The sequence below is a fragment of the Streptomyces sp. NPDC059477 genome (assembly GCF_042749375.1).
Classification (GTDB): Bacteria; Actinomycetota; Actinomycetes; order Streptomycetales; family Streptomycetaceae; genus Streptomyces.
This window is the reverse complement of sequence record NZ_JBHYUG010000117.1, coordinates 5,418-25,691: the sequence shown is the minus strand read 5'-3', so window position 1 is coordinate 25,691 and position 20,274 is coordinate 5,418. Positions and strand designations below refer to the sequence as shown.

Below are 20,274 nucleotides of genomic sequence, written 5' to 3'. Positions count from 1 at the left end.
CGCGACGACCGGGTGACCGTGGCGCGGTTCGCCGCGCGCGGCGGCCGGTCCCCGGACGCGGCCGCGCCCCTCCTGTGACACCAGGGCCTGGCCGACGGACTCAGCTCTTGGTGCGGAACTTGTGGATCGCCACCGGCGCCATCACCGCCGTGATCCCGATCGACCAGGCCAGCGTCACCCACAGGTCGTGCGCCACCGGACCGCCCACCATCAGCCCGCGCGCCGCGTCCGCGAGCGTGGACAGCGGGTTGTAGTCGGTGAACGCCTGGAGCCAGCCCGGCATCGAGGACGTCGGCGCGAAGATCGACGAGCCGAACTGGAGCGGGAACAGCACCAGGAAGCCCATCGCCTGCACGGACTGCGCGTTCTTCAGGATCACGCCCAGGGTCAGGAACACCCACATGATGGACGAGGCGAACACCGTGGACAGGCCCACGGCCGCCAGCAGCCCGATCCAGCTGGTGATGTCGAACCCGACCAGCACGGCGACGACCATCAGCACGGCCGTCGCGAACAGCATCCGCAGCAGCTCCACGGAGATCTTCGCGAACAGCACCGAGCCGCGCCCGATCGGCAGCGACCGGAAGCGGTCCATCACCCCGGTGTTGAAGTCCTGGCTGAAGCCGGTGCCGACGCTCTGCGAGAGCGTCATGCTCATCATCGCCAGCATCCCCGGGATGACGTACTGGACATAGCCGTCCTGTCCGCCGCCCAGCGCCTGTCCGATCGAGCCGCCGAAGACGTACACGAACAGCAGGGTGAAGACGACCGGCATCAGCAGCGCGTCGAACATCGATTCGGGGTCCTGGCGGATCCACAGCAGATTGCGGCGGACCAGCGCCCCGGTGTGCCGCAGATGCCCGCGCAGCGGTATCCGGGCGTCGTCCTTGAGGCCGCCCGCCATCCCGGCGGGGTCCTTGAGGTCGGTGGTGACGATCGCGCTCATACGGCGACCTCCTCACGGTCGTCGGCGGGCGCGGCGTCCTGCGGGGCGCTCGCCCGGCGTCCGGTCAGGGACAGGAACACCTCGTCCAGGCTGGGCAGTTCGGTGACGATCGAGCTGATCGTGATGGACCGCGCGACGACCGCGCCGGTCACCGCGGTGAGCTGCTCATCGCTCAGGATCGGCACCAGCACGCTGCCGCGCTCGGTGTCGACGGTGGTGGCGGCGAGCCCGGTCAGGCCCAGCTCGTCCAGGTCGCGGGCGAGGGGGCGCAGCTGGAGCGGATCGGCCGGCCTGATCCGCAGGGTGCGTCCGCCGACCTTCGCCTTCAGCTCCTCGATACCGCCGCCCGCGATGACCTTCCCCCGGTCGACCACGGTCAGCTCGGAGGCCAGCTGCTCGGCCTCCTCCATGTACTGGGTGGTCAGCAGGACGGTCACACCGTCGCCGACCATGGTCTTCACCTCTTCCCAGACCTCGTTCCTGGTCCGTGGATCCAGGCCGGTGGTGGGTTCGTCCAGGAAGAGGACGGTGGGCCGCCCGATCATCGACGCGGCGAGGTCCAGCCGGCGGCGCATTCCGCCGGAGTAGGTGCTGACCGGCCGCCGGGCCGCGTCGGTGAGCGAGAACCGCTCCAGCAGCTCGTCGGCGCGGGCGCGGGCGTCCTTGCGGGGCAGGTCCAGCAGCCTGCCGATCATGTAGAGGTTCTCCCAGCCGGGGATCTTCTCGTCCACCGAGGCGTACTGCCCGGTGAGACCTATCACCCGGCGCAGCATCCGGGGCTGGCGCACCACGTCGTACCCGGCGACGGTCGCCTGTCCGGCACTCGGGGCCAGCAGGGTGGAGAGGATCCGTACGAGGGTGGTCTTGCCGGCGCCGTTCGGCCCGAGCACACCCATCACGGTGCCCTCGCGCACATCCAGGTCGACGCCGTCCAGCGCTTTGGTCTCGCCGTAGTGCTTGACCAGTCCCCTGACGGTCACGGCGATGTCGTCGCCGAGGGGGTTCTTGTCGATTCGTGTCATGCCGTCGAGCGTGCCAGCGCCCACCGACAAACCCCCGACAGCCCACCGACAAGCCGCCGACCACGGCATCGATCCCTCACCGCGACCATCAATTGAGCAACCCCCGCGGCGAGCGACCACATCCGCGAGAGCGGCGCCGGTTCAGGCGCAAAGAGGGCCGAACGGCCCGCCGACGGGGGACGATCGACGGGCCGCTCTCGTGGTGCCGGCAATGGCTAGTGGACGGAGTGCTCCTCCGTCGGGAACGCGCCCCCGACGACATCCTCGGCGAACGCCTTCGCGGCGTTCCCCATGACCTCGCGCAGATTCGCGTACTGCTTCACAAACTTCGGCACCCGCCCCCCGGTCAGCCCGAGCATGTCGGTCCACACCAGGACCTGCGCGTCGGTCTCGGGCCCCGCCCCGATCCCGACCGTCGGAATGTGCAGGGTGCGCGTCACCTCCGCCGCCAGCTCCGCCGGAACCAGCTCCAGGACCACCGCGAACGCCCCGGCGTCCTGGACGGCCTTGGCGTCCCGCAGCAACTGGGCCGCCGCCTCCTCGCCACGGCCCTGCACCCGGTAGCCCATGGAGTTCACGGACTGCGGGGTGAGCCCGATATGGGCCATCACCGGGATGCCGGACTCCACCAGCAGTTCGATCTGCCGGTGCGAGCGCTCGCCGCCCTCCAGCTTCACCGCGCCGACCCCGGCCTCCTTGACCATCCGGGTCGCCGAGCGCAGCGCCTGCACCGGGCCCTCCTGGTAGGAGCCGAAGGGCAGGTCGCCGACGATCAGGGCGCGCCGGGTGCCGCGCACCACGGCCGCGGAGAGCATGGTCATCTCGTCGAGGGTGACGGGCACGGTGGTCTCGTAGCCGAGGTGGCAGTTGCCCGCGGAGTCGCCGACGAGCATGACCGGGATACCGGCCTCGTCGAAGACGGACGCGGTCATCGCGTCGTAGGCGGTGAGCATGGGCCACTTCTCGCCGCGCTCCTTGGCGGCGGCGAGGTCACGGACGGTGATACGCCGGGTGCTCTTGCCTCCGTACAGCGCCTTGCTGCCGTCGGAGGATGAGGCACGGGCAGCCGAAAGCTGCGTCATGGCAACGGCTCCTTCAAGTCATCTCGTGGCGCCCTGACGGCGTCCCCGGATCCCCTCCATGGTGGCACCTCGTCCCGGCGAGGACCAGGGGACCCACGTCACGTCCCGCCACCCCGCCCGTTGCCCGGCGTAAGAGCCGGGTAAAAGATTAACGATACGGTACGGTCTCGTATCGTAAATCGCCTACGCTCTCCCGCATGACTACTCCTGCCGTCCCCGCCTCGCGCGTCCCGGCCGAGGTGCACCGGCGTCGCTGGGCCATACTCGGCGTGCTCATGCTGAGCCTGCTGATCGTGGTGCTCGACAACTCGATCCTGAACGTCGCCGTCAAGACCATCTCGACCCCCGCCCCGACCGGACTGGGCGCCACCCAGGGCGAGCTGGAGTGGGCGATCAACGCCTACACCCTGGTCTTCGCGGGACTGCTGTTCTCCGCCGGGCTGCTCGGTGACCGGCTGGGCCGCAAGAGGGTCATGCTCGGCGGGCTGCTGGTGTTCGGCATAGGCTCGGCGCTGGCCGCCACCGCCGGATCGCCGGGTGAACTGATCGGCTTCCGCGCGCTGATGGGCCTCGGCGCCGCCTTCGTGATGCCCGCCACCCTCGCCATCCTGATGAACGTCTTCGAGCGCGACGAACAGCCCAAGGCCATCGGCATCTGGGCCGGCGGGGTCGGCCTCGCCATCGCCATCGGCCCGATCACCGGCGGGGTGCTCCTCGACCACTTCTGGTGGGGCTCGGTCTTCCTGATCAACGTCCCGATCGTGATCGTGGCCGTCGGCCTCATGCTGTGGATCGTCCCCGACTCCCGTGACCCCGAGCCGGGCCGGATCGACCCGATCGGCGTGCTGCTGTCCGTCGTCGGCCTGGTCCTGCTGGTCTTCGGCATCATCCGGGGCGGCGAACTCGCCGACTTCACGGACCCCGGCGTCCTCGCCTCCATCGGCGGCGGACTCGCGGTGCTGGTCGCCTTCGTGCTGTTCGAGAAGCGCAGCGATCATCCCTCGATCGACGTCGGCCACTTCAGGAACAAGGTGTTCTCGGCCGCCATCGCGGTCATCGCGCTGGTCTTCTTCGCCCTCATGGGCGTCACGTTCTTCTCCGTCTTCTACACCCAGAGCGTGCGCGGCTACTCACCGCTCCAGACCGGCCTGCTGCTGCTCCCGCTGGCCATCGCCCAACTGGTCTTCGCGCCGCGCGCCCGGCTGGTCGTCAACCGGATCGGCATCCGGGCCACCACGACCGGCGCCATGCTCCTGATCGCCGCGATGCTCGGCGCGTTCGCCACGCTCGACGCCGACACGCCGATCTGGGTCCTGGAGATCATCTTCTTCCTCATGGGCACCGGCATGGCCCACATCATGACCCCGATCAGCGTCGTCATCATGCAGGCGCTGCCCCGCGAGAAGGCGGGCTCCGCCTCCGCCCTCAGCAACACCTTCCGCCAGGTCGGCGGCGCCCTCGGCATCGCGGTCCTCGGCTCGGTGCTGTCCGCCGCCTACCGCACCGGCATCGAGGACAAGCTCGGCCAGGTGCCCGCGGACCTGCGGCACAGCGCCGGCGAATCCATCGAGGCCACCCTCGGCGTCGCCGCCCGCCTCGGACCCGAGGGCCAGGCCCTGATCACCCCCGCCAACGACGCCTTCCTGCACGCCATGCACATCACCGCCCTGTGCGGCGCGGGCGTGGCCCTGCTCGGCGCCCTGGTGGTGGGCCTGTTCCTGCCCGGCGGACAGCGCCCCGACCAGCGCCCCGACCAGCGGACGGACCAGGGGAGCGACGAGCCGGTGGGGGCGGCCGGTGACCCGGCGGCCGGTGACCCGGCGACCCGGTGACCGAGGGCGGGCCCCCGGGGCGACATCCGAGGGTCTCGCCACCGCCGAGCGCGACGGCGTAGGACAATCACCGAAACCGAAACCGGAACCGAAATCGGAACCAGAACCAGAACCGCAGCCCAGCCGAAGGACGGAGTGACGTGAGCAGCCTCGCAGGCGACCGGCCGGCGTCCACCGGCGCTCCCAAGGGGCGCCCCCGCAGCGAGGCCGTGGAACGGGCCATCCTGGAGGGCGCGATGAGCCTCCTGGAGGAGGGCGTCCCCTTCGCCGAACTGTCCATCGAGCGGATCGCGCGCACGGCGGGCGTCGGCAAGTCCGCCATCTACCGCCGCTGGAGCGGCAAGGAGGAACTCTTCGTCGACGTCCTGCGCACCGCCGAGCCGGACGAGCCCGAACTGCCCGGCACCTCCATGCGCGACGACCTCGTGGTCATCCTCGAATCCCTGCGCCGGCGCGGCCTCGCCAGCCGCGACTCGGCGATCCTGCACAATGTCCACGCCCAGATGAAGAGCAACCCCCGGCTGTGGGACGAGTATCACACCTCGGTCGTCGCGCCCCGCCGTCAGCTCACCCGCGATGTGCTCCGCCGCGGCCAGCGGGACGGCGAACTCCGCACCGACCTCGACCTGGAACTCCTCAGCGACCTGTTCATGGGCCCCATGCTGGTCCGCGCGGTGATGCGCCCCGACGGCGACCTCCCGCCCCAGCTGGCGGAAGCCATAGTCGACACGCTCCTCAGCGGACTACGCCCCGTCAGTTCGCCCGATCGCTAACGGGAACACGGGGAAACGCACCGCCACACGGCCGGGTCACCGCCCGCCGGAAATGTGCGCGTTTCGTCACAGACCACGTGTTCCACCGGGTGAACCGGAACTCAGCGAACCCACTTGTTCGTCATGGCCCCCGTACGGCCGTCGCGGGACGGCGGGATCTGGGCCGATCATCCCCTAGGGTCTGTTGGGACACAGGGTGATGACGGTGTGCATGGCAGGCAGCGAGGCGACGGTATGGCGCAGCAGGCGTACGTGACGGAGACGGTGGACGGCGGCTCGGGACCCGAGCGGCGCGGAAGTCGGCTCCGGCGCCTGTTCGGCGGCTGGCGCGGCGGCCGGGGGATGTGGCGGCGCGGCATCGTCCTCGCGGCGCTCGCGGTGCTGCTCTCCCTGGTGATGGCGTCGCACGCGCAGATCCCCAACGCCGTGGGCAACCTCGGCAGCCTCACCGAGACGTTTCTGCCGTGGTTCGGACTTGCCGTACCGATACTGCTGCTGCTCGCCTTCGTCCGGCGCTCCGCCACCGCCCTGATCGCCGTGCTGCTTCCGGCGATCGTCTGGGTCAACCTGTTCGGCGGACTGCTCACCGACAAGACCGCGACCGGCGGCGACCTCACCGTCGCCACGCACAACGTCAACGCCGACAACCCCGACCCGTCCGGCACCGCCCGTGACGTGGCCGCCTCGGGCGCCGACGTGATCGCCCTGGAGGAGCTGTCCTCCGACGCGGTCCCGGTCTACGAGAGCGCGCTCGCGCAGACCTACCCGTACCACTCGGTGCAGGGCACGGTCGGGCTCTGGAGCACCTACCCGCTCACGGATGTCGCGCCCGTGGACATCGAGCTGGGCTGGACCCGGGCGATGCGCGCCACGGTCAGCGCGCCCGCCGGTCAGCTCGCCGTGTACGTGGCCCATCTGCCGTCCGTACGGGTCAAGCTGGAGGCCGGCTTCACCGCCCGCCAGCGCGACACCAGCGCCGACGCGCTCGGCGAGGCGATCGCCAACGAGCCCCTGGACCGGGTCGTCCTGCTCGGCGACCTCAACGGCACGATGAACGACCGCGCGCTCAACGCCGTGACCGCCCAGCTGCGTTCCACGCAGGGTGCGGCGGGCAGCGGCTTCGGCTTCAGCTGGCCCGCCGCGTTCCCGATGGCCCGCATCGACCAGATCCTGGTCAGGGGCGTGGAACCGATCAGCTCCTGGACCCTCCCCCAAACCACCAGCGACCATCTCCCCCTGGCCGCGAGGGTGGACCTGACCACGGACTCGTAGCCCATCCGCAGGGCTCAGGGGCGTGGGGCCACTGACCACGCCCTCCACCACAACGCCCTCAGGGGCGCGGGGCTGTATCGACATGCGGCTCCGCCGCGTGGGCGCGACCAGCCCCCACACACCCGCACCCGGCCACGAAACCCCAAATCGGCTACACCGACTCCCGCCACCCATTCGTAATGGGCAACCGCCGATCCTTCCCAAACCCCTTGGGCGAGATCTTCGTCCCCGGCGGATACTGCCGCCGCTTGTACTCCGCCGTATCCACCATCCGCAGAGTCTTCGTCACCAGCCCCCGCTCGAACCCGCCCGCCACGATCGCGTCAGCGCCTTCGTCCCGGTCCACATACCGTTCGAGGATCGCGTCCAGGACCGGATAGTCCGGCAGTGAATCCGTGTCGACCTGCCCCGGCCGCAACTCCGCGCTCGGCGGCTTCGTCAGCGAGTTCTCAGGGATCGGCGGCGTCAGCCCCCGCTCCGCCGCCGCCCGGTTGCGCCACTCGGCCAGCCGGAAGACGGACGTCTTGTACAGATCCTTGATCGGCCCGTACGCCCCCACCGAGTCCCCGTACAGCGTCGAATACCCCACCGCCAGCTCCGACTTGTTGCCGGGCGCCAGCACGATGTGCCCCTCCTGGTTGGAGATCGCCATCAGCAGCGTCCCGCGCAGCCGAGACTGGAGGTTCTCCTCCGCCAGCCCCGTCAGCCCCAGGGAAGACATGTACGCGTCGAACATCGGCTCGATCGAGACGGTCCGGAAATTCAGCCCCGTCCGCTCCGCCAGCTCCGCCGCGTCCCCCTTGGAGTGGTCGGAGGAGTACTTCGACGGCATGGCGACGCCGTACACATGGTCCGCCCCCACCGCGTCGCACGCGATCGCCGCGACGAGGGCCGAGTCGATGCCCCCGGACAGACCGATCAGGACCGACTCGAAGCCGTTCTTCGTGACATACGCCCGCAGCCCCACGACCAGCGCCGAGTAGATCTCCTCGGCGTCGTCGAGCCGCGCCGCGTACCCCCCGGTGAGCACGGGCTCGTACGCCGCCACCGGGTCCTCGGACAGCACCACCCGGTCGATCCGCAGCCCGTCGTCCACCACACCCTCGGGCGCGTCGGCCCGCGCCGCCGGCAGCTCCAGGTCGAGCAGCACGCACGCCTCGGCGAACTGCGGCGCCCGCGCGATCACCGCGCCGTCCGCGTCGACCACGATCGAGTCACCGTCGTAGACCAGCTCGTCCTGCCCGCCCATCATCGCGACGTACGCGGTGGTGCAGCCGGCCTCCTGGGCCCGCTTGCGCACCAGTTCGAGCCGGGTGTCGTCCTTGTCCACCTCGTACGGGGACGCGTTGATGGAGAGCAGCAGACCCGCGCCCGCCGAGCGCGCCGCCGGCACCCGGCCGCCGTCCTGCCACAGGTCCTCGCAGATCGCGAGGGCGACATCCACGCCGTGCACCCGCAGCACCGGCATGGTGTCGCCGGGCACGAAGTAGCGGAACTCGTCGAAGACGCCGTAGTTGGGCAGATGGTGCTTGGCGAAGGCGAGGACGACCTCACCGCCGTACAGCACCGCCGCCGCGTCCTGCGGGGCACCGGCCGGCTGGCCGTACCTGGGCTGGGCGGTCTCGGAGCGGTCGAGGTAGCCGACGACCACCGGCAGCGCGCCCAGACCCTCGGCGGCGAGCCGGGTGGCCACCCCGCGCAGCGCGGTGCGCGACGCCTCCACGAAGGAGGGGCGCAGCGCGAGATCCTCCACGGGATACCCGGTCAGCGACATCTCCGGGAACGCCACGAGATGCGCTCCCTGCTCGGCCGCGTGCCGGGTCCACTCCAGGATCCGGTCGGTGTTCCCGGCGAGGTCGCCGACCCGGGCGTCGATCTGGTTCATGGCGAGGCGTAGTAGAGGCACGGCCCCAGTGTAATCGTCAGAGCGACACGATGGGGGTGGCGCGAGGTGTGTGCCGCCCCACGGCACACATCCGGGCGCCGCCTCGCGGGGTCTAGGACCCCGCCTCGGCGCCCCGCTCCTCCAACATGTCGGCCATCAGATCGATCTCCGACTGCTGCCCCTGCACCATGCCCTCGGCGAGCCGCTTCTCCGCGCCCACCGTGCAGCGCGAGACACAGCCCTCGGCCATGTGGATCCCGCCCTGGTGGTGCTCGGTCATCAGCTGGAGATAGAAGATCTCGGCCTGTACGCCGTTGAGCCGGCCCAGCTCCGCCAGCTCCTCGTCGGTGGCCATGCCCGGCATCAGCGCGCCGTCGCCCTCGCTGGGCATGGAGCCCATGTCCATCCAGGTCATCGGCGGATCCGACGACACCTTCGGCAGCGCCCACAGATCCAGCCAGCCCAGCATCATGCCGCGCTGGTTGGCCTGCGTCTGCGCGATGTCGTACGCCAGCCGGCGCACATCCTCGTCGTCGGTGCGGTCCCGCACGATGTACGACATCTCCACCGCCTGCTGATGGTGGACCGCCATGTCCCGCGCGAACCCCGCGTCCGCCGAATCCGCCGTCGGCGCCTCGACACCCGACCCGTCGTCCCCGGCGACCGCGTACGTGACCGCCCCGGCCGCGATCAGCGCCGCCGCCACGGTCCCGGCGATCCATCCGGCCTGTGCCCGCGCCATCACGAGGGCCTCATCCCGCCAGCCCGCCCGTGCACGCGGCACCGGGCTCGGGCGTCTGCTCACCCTGGACGTAGGTCTCCAGGAACGCGTCGAGGTTCGGGTCGTCCGCGCCGGTCACCGTCCGCTGGTGCCCCCAGGCGCTCAGCATGATCGGCGACGTCTGCTCCTCGTCGGGGCTCATCAGCGTGTACGGGGTGCTCTTGACCTTCTCCGCCAGCGCGTCCACGTCCTCCTTGGCCGCCTCGCTGGTGTACGTCACCCAGACCGCGCCGTGCTCCAGCGAGTGCACGGCGTTGACGTTCGGGATCGCCTCGGTGTAGACATCGCCGTTGCAGTTCATCCACACCTGGTTGTGGTCACCGCCGACCGGGGGTTCCATCGGGTAGTCCACGTCCTCGGTGACATGGGTCTGGCTCAGCTCGCCGTCCCACTTCCCGACCCCGTCGGCGTCCACGACGAACGTCCCCGTGCCCTTGGAGTCGCTCGCGGTGCTGGAGGAGTCGTCGGACTGCGACCGCACCAGCACCACACCGCCGACGACCAGAGCGGCGACGACCACCACGCTCGCGGTGATGGTCAGGATCCGGTTGCGCCGCTCACGCGACTGCTCCGCGCGGCGCATCTCCTCTATTCGGGCCTTGCGCGCCGCGCTGTCTCTCTTGTTGGCGGAACCCATGGGGGCTGCCCTTCTGGGAAAATGCGATGGTCGGGTCAGCTGATCGTAGTGGGGCAGGGGGGTCGTCCCGTAGCCAGGGAGCCGGAATGGCCAGATCGACAGCTCCATGCCCCCGGTACGCCATTACAGATATCGACCCGAACGGGCAAGATGGGCGGCAGAGCGCGACACCCGCCGTCCTCGCGGCGTTCAGCCCCGGGTCGGCGGGCCGATCGAGGTCCGCAACGCGCCGGAAACGGTGGTGTGGTGTGATGCTCGGGTGCCCGACCACTTGTTCCCGGCGCTTTCGGGACAGATGGCCTGACCAGCAAGGATGGGGAAGCGGAAGATGGACAAGCAGCAGGAGTTCGTGCTCCGTACGTTGGAGGAGCGCGACATCCGGTTCGTGCGCCTGTGGTTCACCGACGTTCTGGGCTTCCTCAAGTCCGTGGCCGTGGCCCCCGCCGAGCTTGAACAGGCGTTCGACGAGGGCATCGGCTTCGACGGCTCCGCGATCGAGGGCTTCGCCCGGGTGTACGAGTCCGACATGATCGCCAAGCCCGACCCCGCCACGTTCCAGGTGCTGCCCTGGCGTGCGGAGACGCCCGGCACGGCCCGGATGTTCTGCGACATCCTGATGCCCGACGGCTCGCCGTCCTTCGCGGACCCGCGCTATGTCCTCAAGCGCGCCCTGGCCCGCGCCTCCGATCTCGGGTTCACCTTCTACACCCACCCGGAGATCGAGTTCTTCCTGCTGAAGCACAAGCCGGTCGACGGCTCGGTGCCCACCCCCGCCGACAATTCCGGCTACTTCGACCACACCCCCACCAACGTCGGCATGGACTTCCGCCGCCAGGCGATCACCATGCTGGAGTCGATGGGCATCTCGGTCGAGTTCTCCCACCACGAGGGCGCCCCCGGCCAGCAGGAGATCGACCTCCGCTACGCCGACGCGCTGTCGACGGCGGACAACGTGATGACGTTCCGGCTGGTGATGAAGCAGGTCGCGCTGGAGCAGAACCTCCAGGCGACCTTCATGCCGAAGCCGTTCTCCGAGCACCCCGGCTCGGGCATGCACACCCACCTCTCCCTCTTCGAGGGCGACCGCAACGCGTTCTACGAGTCCGGCGCCGAGTACCAGCTCTCCAAGGTCGGCCGCTCCTTCATCGCCGGGCTGCTGCGGCACGCCGGGGAGATCTCCGCGGTCACCAACCAGTGGGTGAACTCCTACAAGCGCATCTGGGGCGGCTCCGAGCGCACGGCGGGCGCGGGCGGCGAGGCCCCGTCGTACATCTGCTGGGGCCACAACAACCGCTCCGCGCTGGTCCGGGTCCCGATGTACAAGCCGGGCAAGACCGGCTCCGCCCGCGTCGAGGTGCGCTCGCTGGACGCCGGGGCGAATCCTTACCTCGCCTACGCGGTCCTGCTCGCCGCGGGCCTCAAGGGCATCGAGGAGGGGTACGAGCTTCCCCCCGGCGCCGAGGACGACGTCTGGGCCCTCTCCGACGCCGAACGCCGAGCGATGGGCATCGAGCCCCTCCCCCAGAACCTGGGCGAGGCCCTCTCCCTCATGGAACGAAGCGACCTGGTAGCCGAAACCCTGGGCGAACACGTCTTCGACTTCTTCCTCCGCAACAAGCGCCAGGAATGGTTCGAATACCGCTCAGAGGTAACAGCCTTCGAACTCCGCAAGAACCTGCCGGTTCTGTAGGGGGTTCACGGAGGCTTCGTACGGGCCGGAGGCTGGGGGAGGCTTTCGGGGGCGGAGGGCCGAGCCTCTTCAGGATGGCCGGCCCGAGGTGTGTCAGCGGCGCTCACCCCCAGGCTTTTAGGGGCGCGGGGAACTGCGCGACCAGCCCCCACCGGGGGAAAGCCGCGACACAACCGAACGCCCCCGAACCTCCCGCGCCCCCGAACCCCCGCTAGCCCCGCGCAGCGGCCCGCACGGTGAGCAGCGAATGCAACGGCTCCGCCCCCCGCCGCCGATACTCCTGAACAGACCACCCGTTCCCATCAGGATCCCGGAAATACATAAACGTCGCCCCATCCTCCGCCGCGTACCGAACCGGCTCAGAGATGTCCAGACCACGTTCGGCCAGTTCCACGCGCGCCGCCTCGATGTCGGCCACGCAGAGCTGGAGCCCCTGATAGGACCCCGGCGCGGGCGCGCTCTCACCCTCGGACAGGTTCCAGATGCCCTCCCCGAGGGCGATCGAGCACCCGGACCCGGGCGGCGTCAGCTGCACGATCCGCAGGCCCGGCATGACCTCCTGGTCGATGTCCACCTCGAAACCGACCTTGTCCCGGTAGAAGTCCCGGGCCCGGTCGATGTCGCTCACGGGCAGGGGGATCACTTCGAGGGTGTATTCCACGGCCGTTCCTCCGGATCGCCGTCGACGGGTGGACCCGTGACGGATGGGTCAGTGGACGGATGGGTCAGCCGAACCGCCAGCGGGTCTGGCTGAACGGCTCCCCCTTACCGAAGCCGAAAACCGTCCGCGGCGCCACCGAGAAGACATAGGCGTGCCCCGGCCCATGATGGAAGGCCCCGTCGGCCACCTCGAAGTGCCAGAACTCGCCGTACTTCGCCTCCCAGGCGCCCGCCAGCTCCCGCAGCCGGTCATCGTCGGTGACCCGGACCGCCTCGCCCTCGTAGACCAGGTCATAGCCCCGGTCCCAGAGGTTCACGCCCGTGGTGAGGACCACGTGCGGGTTGGCCGCGAGGTTGCGGGCCTTGCGCTCCTCGGGGCCGGTGCAGAAGTGCAGGGCGCCCCCGGACCAGACCGCCGGCAGCGGCGTCACATGCGGGCGCCCGTCCGGCCGTACCGTCGAGATCCAGAACAGCTCGGCCTCGGCGAGCCGCTTCTCCGTCTCGGCCCAGGGCGGGGCGGTCGCCGCCGGATCGCTGTACCGGGCGTCCAGGCGGGTCTCGGGTTCCAGTGCGGTCATCGAATGCCTCCAGGCGCGGGTGTCGTCCCCGATCGACGGGGAATGTCCTCGGACACGGACGGCCCGCCGATCCCGTACACGCAATACCCAATACCAATAGATACGCATACGACATACGCATACGACCGACCGCCGTCCCTACCCCAACAGACTCCGGGCCACCCGGAAACTCATCGGCGCTTCCCGAGAACGCTCCGGTTAGGCTCTTAGGACGTTGATCCGAACAGGAGGGCGAGATGACGCCGGGGCGCAGAAGCAGCACCTTCACGCGACTGCTGCGGCACGGCTTCACCGACCCCTCCGCCGCCGAGCGGCTGCTGGACAGCCCCGAGCTGGCGCCCGTCCGCGACGACCCGGTCCTGCTGGAGGCGCTCGGCGCCACCGCCGACCCCGATCTCGCGCTGCACGAGCTGGTACGGCTCCTGGAGGCGCAGCCCGGACCCGCCGGACGCCGCGAGCTGCTGGCCACGCTGATAGCCGCCAAACCCCTGCGCGACCGGCTGCTCGGCGTGCTCGGCGCCTCCCAGGCGCTCGGCGACCATCTCGCCCGGCACCCGGGCGACTGGCGGGAGCTGGTGACGTACGAGCCCCGCGACCTGCACCCGGGCGTGGCGGAGTTCGAGCGCGGCCTCGCCGAGGCCGTCGACCCGGTGTCGCTGCGCGTCGCCTACCGGCGCTGTCTGCTGTCCATCGCCGCCCGGGACGTGTGCGGCACCACCGACATCGCCCAGACCGCCGCCGAACTCGCCGACCTGGCCACCGCCACCCTGCGCGCCGCCCTCGCGCTGGCCCGCGCCGCCGCGCCCGAGGACGCCGCGCTGTGCCGGCTCGCGGTGATCGCGATGGGCAAGTGCGGCGGCCAGGAGCTGAACTACGTCTCCGACGTCGACGTCATCTTCGTCGGCGAGAGCGTCGAGAGCGCCGCGGGGGCCGACGAGGGCAAGGCGCTGCGCGCCGCGACCAAGCTCGCCTCGCACATGATGCGGATCTGCTCCGAGACCACCGTCGAGGGCTCCATCTGGCCGGTGGACGCCAACCTCCGCCCCGAGGGCCGCAACGGCCCCCTCGTGCGCACCCTCAGCAGCCATCTCGCCTACTACCAGCGCTGGGCCAAGACCTGGGAGTTCCAGGCCCTGCTCAAGGCCCGCCCGGTGGCCGGGGACCTCGCGCTGGGAGCGGAGTACGTCGACGCGCTCCAGCCGATGGTGTGGCAGGTCGCCGAGCGCGAGAACTTCGTCACCGACGTGCAGCGGATGCGCCGCCGGGTGGTGGAGAACATCCCCCTGGACGAGGTGGACCGCGAGCTGAAGCTCGGCCCCGGCGGCCTGCGGGACGTCGAGTTCGCCGTGCAGCTCCTGCAACTGGTGCACGGCCGCTCCGACACCAGCCTGCGCAGCGGCACCACCCTCGACGCCCTGCGCGCGCTCGCCGCGGGCGGCTACGTCGGCCGCTCGGACGCCGTCCAGCTGGACGAGGCGTACCGCTTCCTGCGCTCCATGGAGCACCGCATCCAGCTCTACCGGCTGCGCCGCACCCACCTCGTCCCCGAGGACGAGGCCGATCTGCGCCGCATCGGCCGCTCCCTGGGCCTGCGCACCGACCCGGTGGCCGAGCTGAACCGCGAGTGGAAGCGGCACACCGCCGTCGTCCGCCGGCTGCACGAGAAGCTGTTCTACCGGCCGCTGCTCGACGCCGTCGCCCAGCTCGCCCCCGTCGAGGCCCGGCTCAGCCTGGAGGCGGCCCGCGCCCGCCTGGTCGCCCTCGGCTACGCCGACCCGGCCGCCGCCCTGCGCCACCTGGAGGCCCTCGCCTCCGGCGTCACCCGCAAGGCCGCCATCCAGCGCACCCTGCTGCCGGTGCTGCTGGGCTGGTTCGCCGACTCCGCCGACCCGGACGCGGGCCTGCTCAACTTCCGCAAGGTCTCCGACGCGCTCGGCAAGACGCCCTGGTACCTGCGGCTGCTGCGCGACGAGGGCGCGGCGGCGGAGAACCTCGCCCGTGTCCTGTCCGCCGGGCGCCTGGCCCCCGACCTCCTGATGCGCGCCCCCGAGGCGGTCGCCCTGCTCGGCGACGGCGCCGGACTCGCCCCGCGCCCGCGCGCGCATCTGGAACAGGAGATCCTCGCCGCCGTCAGCCGCGCCGCCGACGGCGAACAGGCGGTCACCGTCGCCCGGGGCGTGCGCCGCCGCGAACTGTTCCGTACGTCCGCCGGTGACATCGTCGGTTCCTACGGCACCGAGGCCCAGCCCGCCGAGGCCGACCAGGGCGCCCTGGTGGACCGGGTCGGCGCCGCCGTCTCCGACCTCACGGCCGCCACCCTCGCCGGCACCCTGCGCGCGGTCGTCCGCGACCACTGGGGCGACGAACTCCCCACCCGCTTCGCCGTCATCGGCATGGGCCGCTTCGGCGGCCACGAACTGGGCTACGGCTCCGACGCCGATGTCGTCTTCGTCCATGAGCCGAGGGACGGCGTCGGCGAGGAGGAGGCGGCGAAGGCGGCGGGCAAGGTCGTCTCCGAGATGCGCCGCCTGCTCCAGCTCCCCAGCTCCGACCCGCCCCTGCTGATCGACGCCGACCTGCGCCCGGAGGGCAAGTCAGGCCCGCTGGTGCGCACCCTGAACTCCTACGCCGCGTATTACCGCCGCTGGTCCCTGATCTGGGAGTCGCAGGCCCTGCTACGCGCCGAGCCGGTCGCCGGGGACGAGGATCTCGGCCGCGCCTTCATCGCCCTCGTCGACCCCCTGCGCTACCCGAAGGCGGGCCTCACCGAGGACGCCGTGCGCGAGATAAGGCGGCTGAAGGCCCGCATGGAGTCGGAGCGCATGCCGCGCGGCGTCGACCCGAAGCTGCACACCAAGCTGGGCCCCGGCGGCCTCTCCGACGTCGAGTGGACCGTCCAGCTCCTCCAACTGCGCCACGGCGCCCACCAGCCCGCCCTGCGCACCACCCGCACCCGCGAGGCACTCGCCGCCGCCCGCGACGCCGCCCTCATCACCCCCGATGACGCCGCCACCCTGGACGAGTCCTGGGTCCTGGCGACCCGTGTCCGCAACGCCGTGATGCTGGTCCGGGGCCGGGCCGGTGACACCTTCCCCACCGACTCCCGCGAACTGTCCGCCGTGGGCCGCTACCTCGGCTACACCTCGGGCCACGCGGGCGACATGCTGGACGCCTACCGCCGCACGGCCCGCAGGGCGAGAACGGTCGTGGAAAACATCTTCTACGGAACGGAACACTAGAACGCCGGTGAGGGGCAGCGCCCCGATAGGGGCGCGGGGCGGTGTGCGATCTGCGGCTCCGCCGCGGGGCGCGGCAAGCCACAACGCACCCGCACCCACCCCCGATGACCAACCAGGAAGACGCTAAACCTGTTTAGGCAACAACGGCCGTTTCGCCGTACCCGGCACCACCCGAGGCAACCCATGAGGAAGCGCCCCGTACCACACCCGAGCCACCCCGTACCCGAAGCCCAGACACGCCATCCCGCCCACCGCGTCCAGCCAGAAATGATTCGCCGTGGCCACGATCACCACCAGCGTCAACACCGGGTACAGAAGCCCCAGCACCCGCACCCACGGCACCGAGGCCAACGCGAAAATCGTCAGCCCGCACCACACCGACCACCCGATATGCATCGACGGCATCGCGGCGTACTGGTTCGACATGTTCTTCAGATCCCCGGAGGCCATGGACCCCCAGGTCTGATGCACCACCACGGTGTCGATGAAATTCGCGCCGTTCATCAACCGCGGCGGCGCCAGCGGATACAGATAGTAACCAAGCAGCGCCACACCGGTCGTGGCGAACAACACCATCCGCGTGGCCGCGTACCGCCCCGGATGCCACCGGAACAGCCACACCAGAACACCCAGCGTCACCACGAAATGCAGCGTGGCGTAGTAGTAGTTCATTCCGACGATGAGCCAAGAGACGGAGTTCACCGCGTGATTGATGGACTGCTCGACCGCGATCCCGAGCTGGTGCTCGGCCCGCCAGATCCAGTCCGCGTTGCGCAGCGCCTGTTCCTTCTGCTCCGGGACCGCGTTGCGGATCAGTGAGTACGTCCAGTAACTCACCGCGATCAGCAGGATCTCGAACCACAGCCGGGGCCGCCGGGGAGCGCGCAGCCGCCGCAGGAAGCCCGGCGCGGGCCCGTCCGCGACGGGGCCGGGGGAGACCTCTGCGCGGTCTTCCCTCGTCGTCACGGTCGTCTCACCCATGGACACAGAGTCTGCCAGAAAAGACATCCTCGTCCGATCATCCCCTGGTCGGGTTCGGGTCGCACCCGCTACTCCCTGCGGACGAGGTTCCCCCTGATCAGCGCCTACGGGATCGCCCTGATCAGGTCTTCGCGCGTTCCCCGGGAGCCGACGCCGTCGACCCCCGTACCACCAGTTCCGGCATGAACACGAACTCACTGTGGGGCGCGGGTGTCCCGCCGATCTCCTCCAGCAGCGTACGCACCGCGGCCTGTCCCATCGCCGGGACCGGCTTGCGGATCGTGGTGAGCGGCGGATCGGTGAACGCGATCAGCGGCGAGTCGTCGAACCCGACCACCGAGACATCCGTCGGCACCTCAAGACCGCGCTGCCGCGCCGCCCGGATCGCGCCCAGCGCCATCATGTCGCTGGCGCACACCACGGCCGTGCAGTCCCGCTCGATGAGCGCGGCAGCCGCAGCCTGGCCGCCCTCCAGCGTGTACAGCGAGTGCTGGATCAGCTCGGCCTCGATGGTCGGCGCGGGCAGCCCCAACTGGTCGCGCACCGCCCGCACGAAGCCCTCGATCTTGCGCTGCACCGGCACGAACCGCTTCGGCCCGAGCGCCAGCCCGATCCGGGTGTGCCCGAGGGAGACGAGATGGGTCACCGCCAGCGTCATCGCCGCCCGGTCGTCGGGCGAGATGAACGGCGCCTGAACCTTGGGCGAGAAGCCGTCCACCAGTACGTAGGGCACGCCCTGCGCGCGAAGCTGCTCGTAGCGCTGCATGTCGGCGGTGGTGTCCGCGTGCAGCCCGGAGACATAGATGATCCCGGCGACCCCGCGGTCCACCAGCATCTCGGTCAGCTCGTCCTCCGTGGAGCCGCCCGGGGTCTGGGTGGCGAGCACCGGGGTGTAGCCCTGCCGGGTCAGCGCCTGCCCGATGACCTGGGCCAGCGCCGGGAAGATGGGGTTCTCCAGCTCGGGGGTGATCAGGCCCACCAGTCCGGCGCTGCGCTGCCGCAGCCGTACCGGGCGCTCGTAGCCGAGCACGTCCAGCGCGGCCAGCACGGACTGGCGGGTGGTGGCGGCGACGCCCGGCTTGCCGTTGAGGACACGGCTGACGGTCGCCTCGCTCACCCCCGCCTGCGCGGCGATGTCCGCGAGCCGTGTGGTCACGGCACCGGACTGTACCGGCCGTATGCCGCCCTGGGGCCCCATCGGACGCCGGGCGCGTGCGGTTGCGCGTCCCGGGGAGGGTTGCTGCGGCATGGCGTCCCCTTGAGGTGGTGATCGGTCACCGGGTGAAATGTCCGGCAAGAGCTTGCAGAGTCTTGCACAACACCGTACGCCCCCGCCCGTTCCTGGCCCCAGCCGGTCTCATGGCGGGCAACGACAGGTCACACAAAGATAACTTCAGCGATGTCTTGCGGTTTTTTTCTGCAAGGTCTTTCGTAACGCTTACATCGCTGTTACGTTCACGTCGCCCGGCGGCGGCAACGACGCAGTCGGTAAGTCGACAGGAGTGGTGGACGGGACCGCCTCCTGTAGCTACCCGGGCATTCACCCTCAAGGAGAACTCATGCGGCGTGGCATAGCGGCCACCGCGCTGGTGGCCTCCCTCGCCCTCGCGGCGACGGCCTGCGGCGGAAGCGACAGCGGAGACTCGGCGGACGGCCCGGTCACCATCACCTGGTGGGACACCTCGAACGCCACCAACGAGGCGCCCACGTACCAGGCCCTGGTCAAGGAGTTCGAGGCCGCCCACCAGGACATCAAGGTCGACTACGTCAACGTCCCCTTCGACCAGGCGCAGAACAAGTTCGACACCGCCGCCGGTTCCAAGGGCGCCCCCGATGTGCTGCGCTCCGAGGTCGGCTGGACCCCCGCCTTCGCCAAGAAGGGCTTCTTCCTGCCGCTGGACGGCACCGAGGCCCTCGCCGACCAGGACAGGTTCCAGCCCAGCCTGATCGAGCAGGCCACCTACGAGGACAAGGTCTACGGCGTCCCCTTCACCACGGACACCCTCGCCCTCGTCTACAACAAGGAACTGTTCGAGCAGGCCGGCGTCCAGCCCCCCACCACCTGGGACGAGCTGAAGACGGCCGCCGCCACCATCAAGGACGAGACCGGCGTCGACGGCTACTGGGGCTCCACCCAGGCCTACTACGCCCAGTCCTTCCTCTACGGCGAGGGCGCCGACACCGTCGACGCCGAGGCCCAGAAGATCACCGTCACCTCGCCCGAGGCCAAGAAGGGCTACGAGACCTGGCAGGGCCTCTTCGACGGCAAGGGCCTGCACAAGGCCGACACCACCGCCGACGCCTACGCCCACATCCAGGACGCGTTCGTCAACGGCGAGGTCGCCTCGATCATCCAGGGCCCCTGGGAGATCACCAACTTCTACAAGGGCTCCGCGTTCGCCGACAAGAACAACCTCGGCATCGCCACCGTCCCGGCCGGCTCCTCCGGCGCGGCGGGCGCCCCGACCGGCGGCCACAACCTCTCCGTGTACGCCGGCTCCGACGCCGCCCACCAGGAAGCGGCCCTGAAGTTCGTGAACTTCATGACCTCGGCCAAGGCGCAGGAGACCATCGCGCTGAAGAACTCCACACTCCCCACCCGCGACGACGCCTACACCGACCAGGTCAAGGCCGACCCGGGCATCGCCGGCTACCAGGGCGTCCTCGCCGCCGCCCAGCCGCGCCCGGCACTGCCCGAGTACAGCTCCCTGTGGGGCCCGCTGGACGACGAGCTGCTCGCCGTGGCCGGTGGGGACAAGTCCCTGGACGAGGGGCTGGACAGCGCCGAGACCGCCATCGCCAAGCTGGTCCCGGACTTCAGCAAGTGACCCCCGGTGGCCGCCGGACACCCCCCCCCGGCGGGGCCCGCGGCCCCCCCCCCCCGGGGCCCCCCCCC

General features: G+C 70.5%; 16 protein-coding genes. 6 read left to right on the top strand and 10 right to left on the bottom strand.

Annotated features, from left to right (window positions below):
* Positions 1-100 precede the first annotated feature (100 nt).
* The 3 genes from ACFXAZ_RS35500 to panB form a co-directional block, all read right to left on the bottom strand.
* The gene (locus ACFXAZ_RS35500; RefSeq protein ID WP_384599846.1) at positions 101-904 is read right to left on the bottom strand and encodes an ABC transporter permease; all 804 of its coding nucleotides are present in this window, start codon (positions 902-904) and stop codon (positions 101-103) included.
* Positions 905-942: 38 nt separating this feature from the next.
* Positions 943-1,968 carry an ATP-binding cassette domain-containing protein gene (locus ACFXAZ_RS35495; RefSeq protein ID WP_384599840.1) on the bottom strand — a complete coding sequence of 342 codons (1,026 nt, stop codon included), beginning with the start codon at positions 1,966-1,968 and terminating at the stop codon, positions 943-945.
* 215 nt (positions 1,969-2,183) lie between these two features.
* Positions 2,184-3,050, bottom strand: a complete 867-nt coding sequence (gene panB / locus ACFXAZ_RS35490; protein ID WP_384599837.1) for a 3-methyl-2-oxobutanoate hydroxymethyltransferase — start codon at positions 3,048-3,050, stop codon at positions 2,184-2,186.
* 197 nt (positions 3,051-3,247) lie between these two features.
* On the opposite strand from panB, the gene ACFXAZ_RS35485 reads away from it, so the two are divergent.
* From ACFXAZ_RS35485 to ACFXAZ_RS35475, 3 genes are all read left to right on the top strand, one after another.
* Positions 3,248-4,882 carry an MFS transporter gene (locus ACFXAZ_RS35485; RefSeq protein ID WP_384599834.1) on the top strand — a complete coding sequence of 545 codons (1,635 nt, stop codon included), beginning with the start codon at positions 3,248-3,250 and terminating at the stop codon, positions 4,880-4,882.
* Between the two features lie 140 nt (positions 4,883-5,022).
* On the top strand, positions 5,023-5,655 hold the full coding sequence (locus tag ACFXAZ_RS35480) for a TetR/AcrR family transcriptional regulator C-terminal ligand-binding domain-containing protein (RefSeq protein WP_384599831.1): 633 nt from the start codon (positions 5,023-5,025) through the stop codon (positions 5,653-5,655).
* A 342-nt stretch (positions 5,656-5,997) separates the two neighbouring features.
* Positions 5,998-6,927 carry an endonuclease/exonuclease/phosphatase family protein gene (locus ACFXAZ_RS35475; protein ID WP_384599843.1) on the top strand — a complete coding sequence of 310 codons (930 nt, stop codon included), beginning with the start codon at positions 5,998-6,000 and terminating at the stop codon, positions 6,925-6,927.
* 151 nt (positions 6,928-7,078) lie between these two features.
* Here ACFXAZ_RS35475 and ACFXAZ_RS35470 read toward each other — a convergent pair whose 3' ends face one another.
* The 3 genes from ACFXAZ_RS35470 to ACFXAZ_RS35460 form a co-directional block, all read right to left on the bottom strand.
* Entirely contained in the window at positions 7,079-8,833 is a 1,755-nt protein-coding gene (locus tag ACFXAZ_RS35470) for an NAD+ synthase (RefSeq protein WP_384599828.1), read from the bottom strand.
* A gap of 91 nt (positions 8,834-8,924) precedes the next feature.
* Positions 8,925-9,554, bottom strand: coding sequence for a DUF305 domain-containing protein (locus ACFXAZ_RS35465; protein ID WP_384599825.1), 630 nt, complete (start codon positions 9,552-9,554; stop codon positions 8,925-8,927).
* A gap of 10 nt (positions 9,555-9,564) precedes the next feature.
* Positions 9,565-10,230, bottom strand: a complete 666-nt coding sequence (locus ACFXAZ_RS35460; RefSeq protein WP_384599822.1) for a DUF3105 domain-containing protein — start codon at positions 10,228-10,230, stop codon at positions 9,565-9,567.
* A 328-nt stretch (positions 10,231-10,558) separates the two neighbouring features.
* On the opposite strand from ACFXAZ_RS35460, the gene ACFXAZ_RS35455 reads away from it, so the two are divergent.
* Complete coding sequence (locus ACFXAZ_RS35455) at positions 10,559-11,920, top strand: glutamine synthetase family protein (RefSeq protein WP_382686267.1); 1,362 nt, start codon at positions 10,559-10,561, stop codon at positions 11,918-11,920.
* Between the two features lie 211 nt (positions 11,921-12,131).
* Here ACFXAZ_RS35455 and ACFXAZ_RS35450 read toward each other — a convergent pair whose 3' ends face one another.
* Both ACFXAZ_RS35450 and ACFXAZ_RS35445 read right to left on the bottom strand, forming a co-directional pair.
* Positions 12,132-12,581 carry a VOC family protein gene (locus tag ACFXAZ_RS35450; protein WP_384599819.1) on the bottom strand — a complete coding sequence of 150 codons (450 nt, stop codon included), beginning with the start codon at positions 12,579-12,581 and terminating at the stop codon, positions 12,132-12,134.
* 64 nt (positions 12,582-12,645) lie between these two features.
* Entirely contained in the window at positions 12,646-13,158 is a 513-nt protein-coding gene (locus ACFXAZ_RS35445; RefSeq protein ID WP_384599816.1) for a pyridoxamine 5'-phosphate oxidase family protein, read from the bottom strand.
* Between the two features lie 236 nt (positions 13,159-13,394).
* Here ACFXAZ_RS35445 and ACFXAZ_RS35440 point away from each other — a divergent pair, with 236 nt between their 5' ends.
* The gene (locus tag ACFXAZ_RS35440) at positions 13,395-16,397 is read left to right on the top strand and encodes a bifunctional [glutamine synthetase] adenylyltransferase/[glutamine synthetase]-adenylyl-L-tyrosine phosphorylase (RefSeq protein ID WP_384599813.1); all 3,003 of its coding nucleotides are present in this window, start codon (positions 13,395-13,397) and stop codon (positions 16,395-16,397) included.
* Positions 16,398-16,520: 123 nt separating this feature from the next.
* Here ACFXAZ_RS35440 and ACFXAZ_RS35435 read toward each other — a convergent pair whose 3' ends face one another.
* Together ACFXAZ_RS35435 and ACFXAZ_RS35430 are read right to left on the bottom strand one after the other, a co-directional pair.
* A complete protein-coding gene (locus ACFXAZ_RS35435) occupies positions 16,521-17,378 on the bottom strand; it encodes a phosphatase PAP2 family protein (protein WP_384599810.1) in 858 nt (285 codons plus the stop codon).
* A gap of 121 nt (positions 17,379-17,499) precedes the next feature.
* Positions 17,500-18,534, bottom strand: a complete 1,035-nt coding sequence (locus tag ACFXAZ_RS35430; RefSeq protein ID WP_384599807.1) for a LacI family DNA-binding transcriptional regulator — start codon at positions 18,532-18,534, stop codon at positions 17,500-17,502.
* A 403-nt stretch (positions 18,535-18,937) separates the two neighbouring features.
* On the opposite strand from ACFXAZ_RS35430, the gene ACFXAZ_RS35425 reads away from it, so the two are divergent.
* Positions 18,938-20,206, top strand: a complete 1,269-nt coding sequence (locus ACFXAZ_RS35425) for an extracellular solute-binding protein (protein WP_384599805.1) — start codon at positions 18,938-18,940, stop codon at positions 20,204-20,206.
* Positions 20,207-20,274: the final 68 nt, after the last annotated feature.

Bases quoted from the DNA above. Each gene is read 5' to 3' on its own strand.
- ACFXAZ_RS35495 (WP_384599840.1), bottom strand. From the start codon at position 1,968: ATGACACGAATCGACAAGAACCCCCTCGGCGACGACATCGCCGTGACC.
- ACFXAZ_RS35435 (WP_384599810.1), bottom strand. From the start codon at position 17,378: ATGGGTGAGACGACCGTGACGACGAGGGAAGACCGCGCAGAGGTCTCC.
- panB (WP_384599837.1), bottom strand. From the start codon at position 3,050: ATGACGCAGCTTTCGGCTGCCCGTGCCTCATCCTCCGACGGCAGCAAG.
- ACFXAZ_RS35445 (WP_384599816.1), bottom strand. From the start codon at position 13,158: ATGACCGCACTGGAACCCGAGACCCGCCTGGACGCCCGGTACAGCGAT.
- ACFXAZ_RS35440 (WP_384599813.1), top strand. From the start codon at position 13,395: ATGACGCCGGGGCGCAGAAGCAGCACCTTCACGCGACTGCTGCGGCAC.
- ACFXAZ_RS35465 (WP_384599825.1), bottom strand. From the start codon at position 9,554: ATGGCGCGGGCACAGGCCGGATGGATCGCCGGGACCGTGGCGGCGGCG.
- ACFXAZ_RS35485 (WP_384599834.1), top strand. From the start codon at position 3,248: ATGACTACTCCTGCCGTCCCCGCCTCGCGCGTCCCGGCCGAGGTGCAC.
- ACFXAZ_RS35475 (WP_384599843.1), top strand. From the start codon at position 5,998: ATGTGGCGGCGCGGCATCGTCCTCGCGGCGCTCGCGGTGCTGCTCTCC.
- ACFXAZ_RS35460 (WP_384599822.1), bottom strand. From the start codon at position 10,230: ATGGGTTCCGCCAACAAGAGAGACAGCGCGGCGCGCAAGGCCCGAATA.
- ACFXAZ_RS35455 (WP_382686267.1), top strand. From the start codon at position 10,559: ATGGACAAGCAGCAGGAGTTCGTGCTCCGTACGTTGGAGGAGCGCGAC.
- ACFXAZ_RS35500 (WP_384599846.1), bottom strand. From the start codon at position 904: ATGGCGGGCGGCCTCAAGGACGACGCCCGGATACCGCTGCGCGGGCAT.
- ACFXAZ_RS35425 (WP_384599805.1), top strand. From the start codon at position 18,938: ATGCGGCGTGGCATAGCGGCCACCGCGCTGGTGGCCTCCCTCGCCCTC.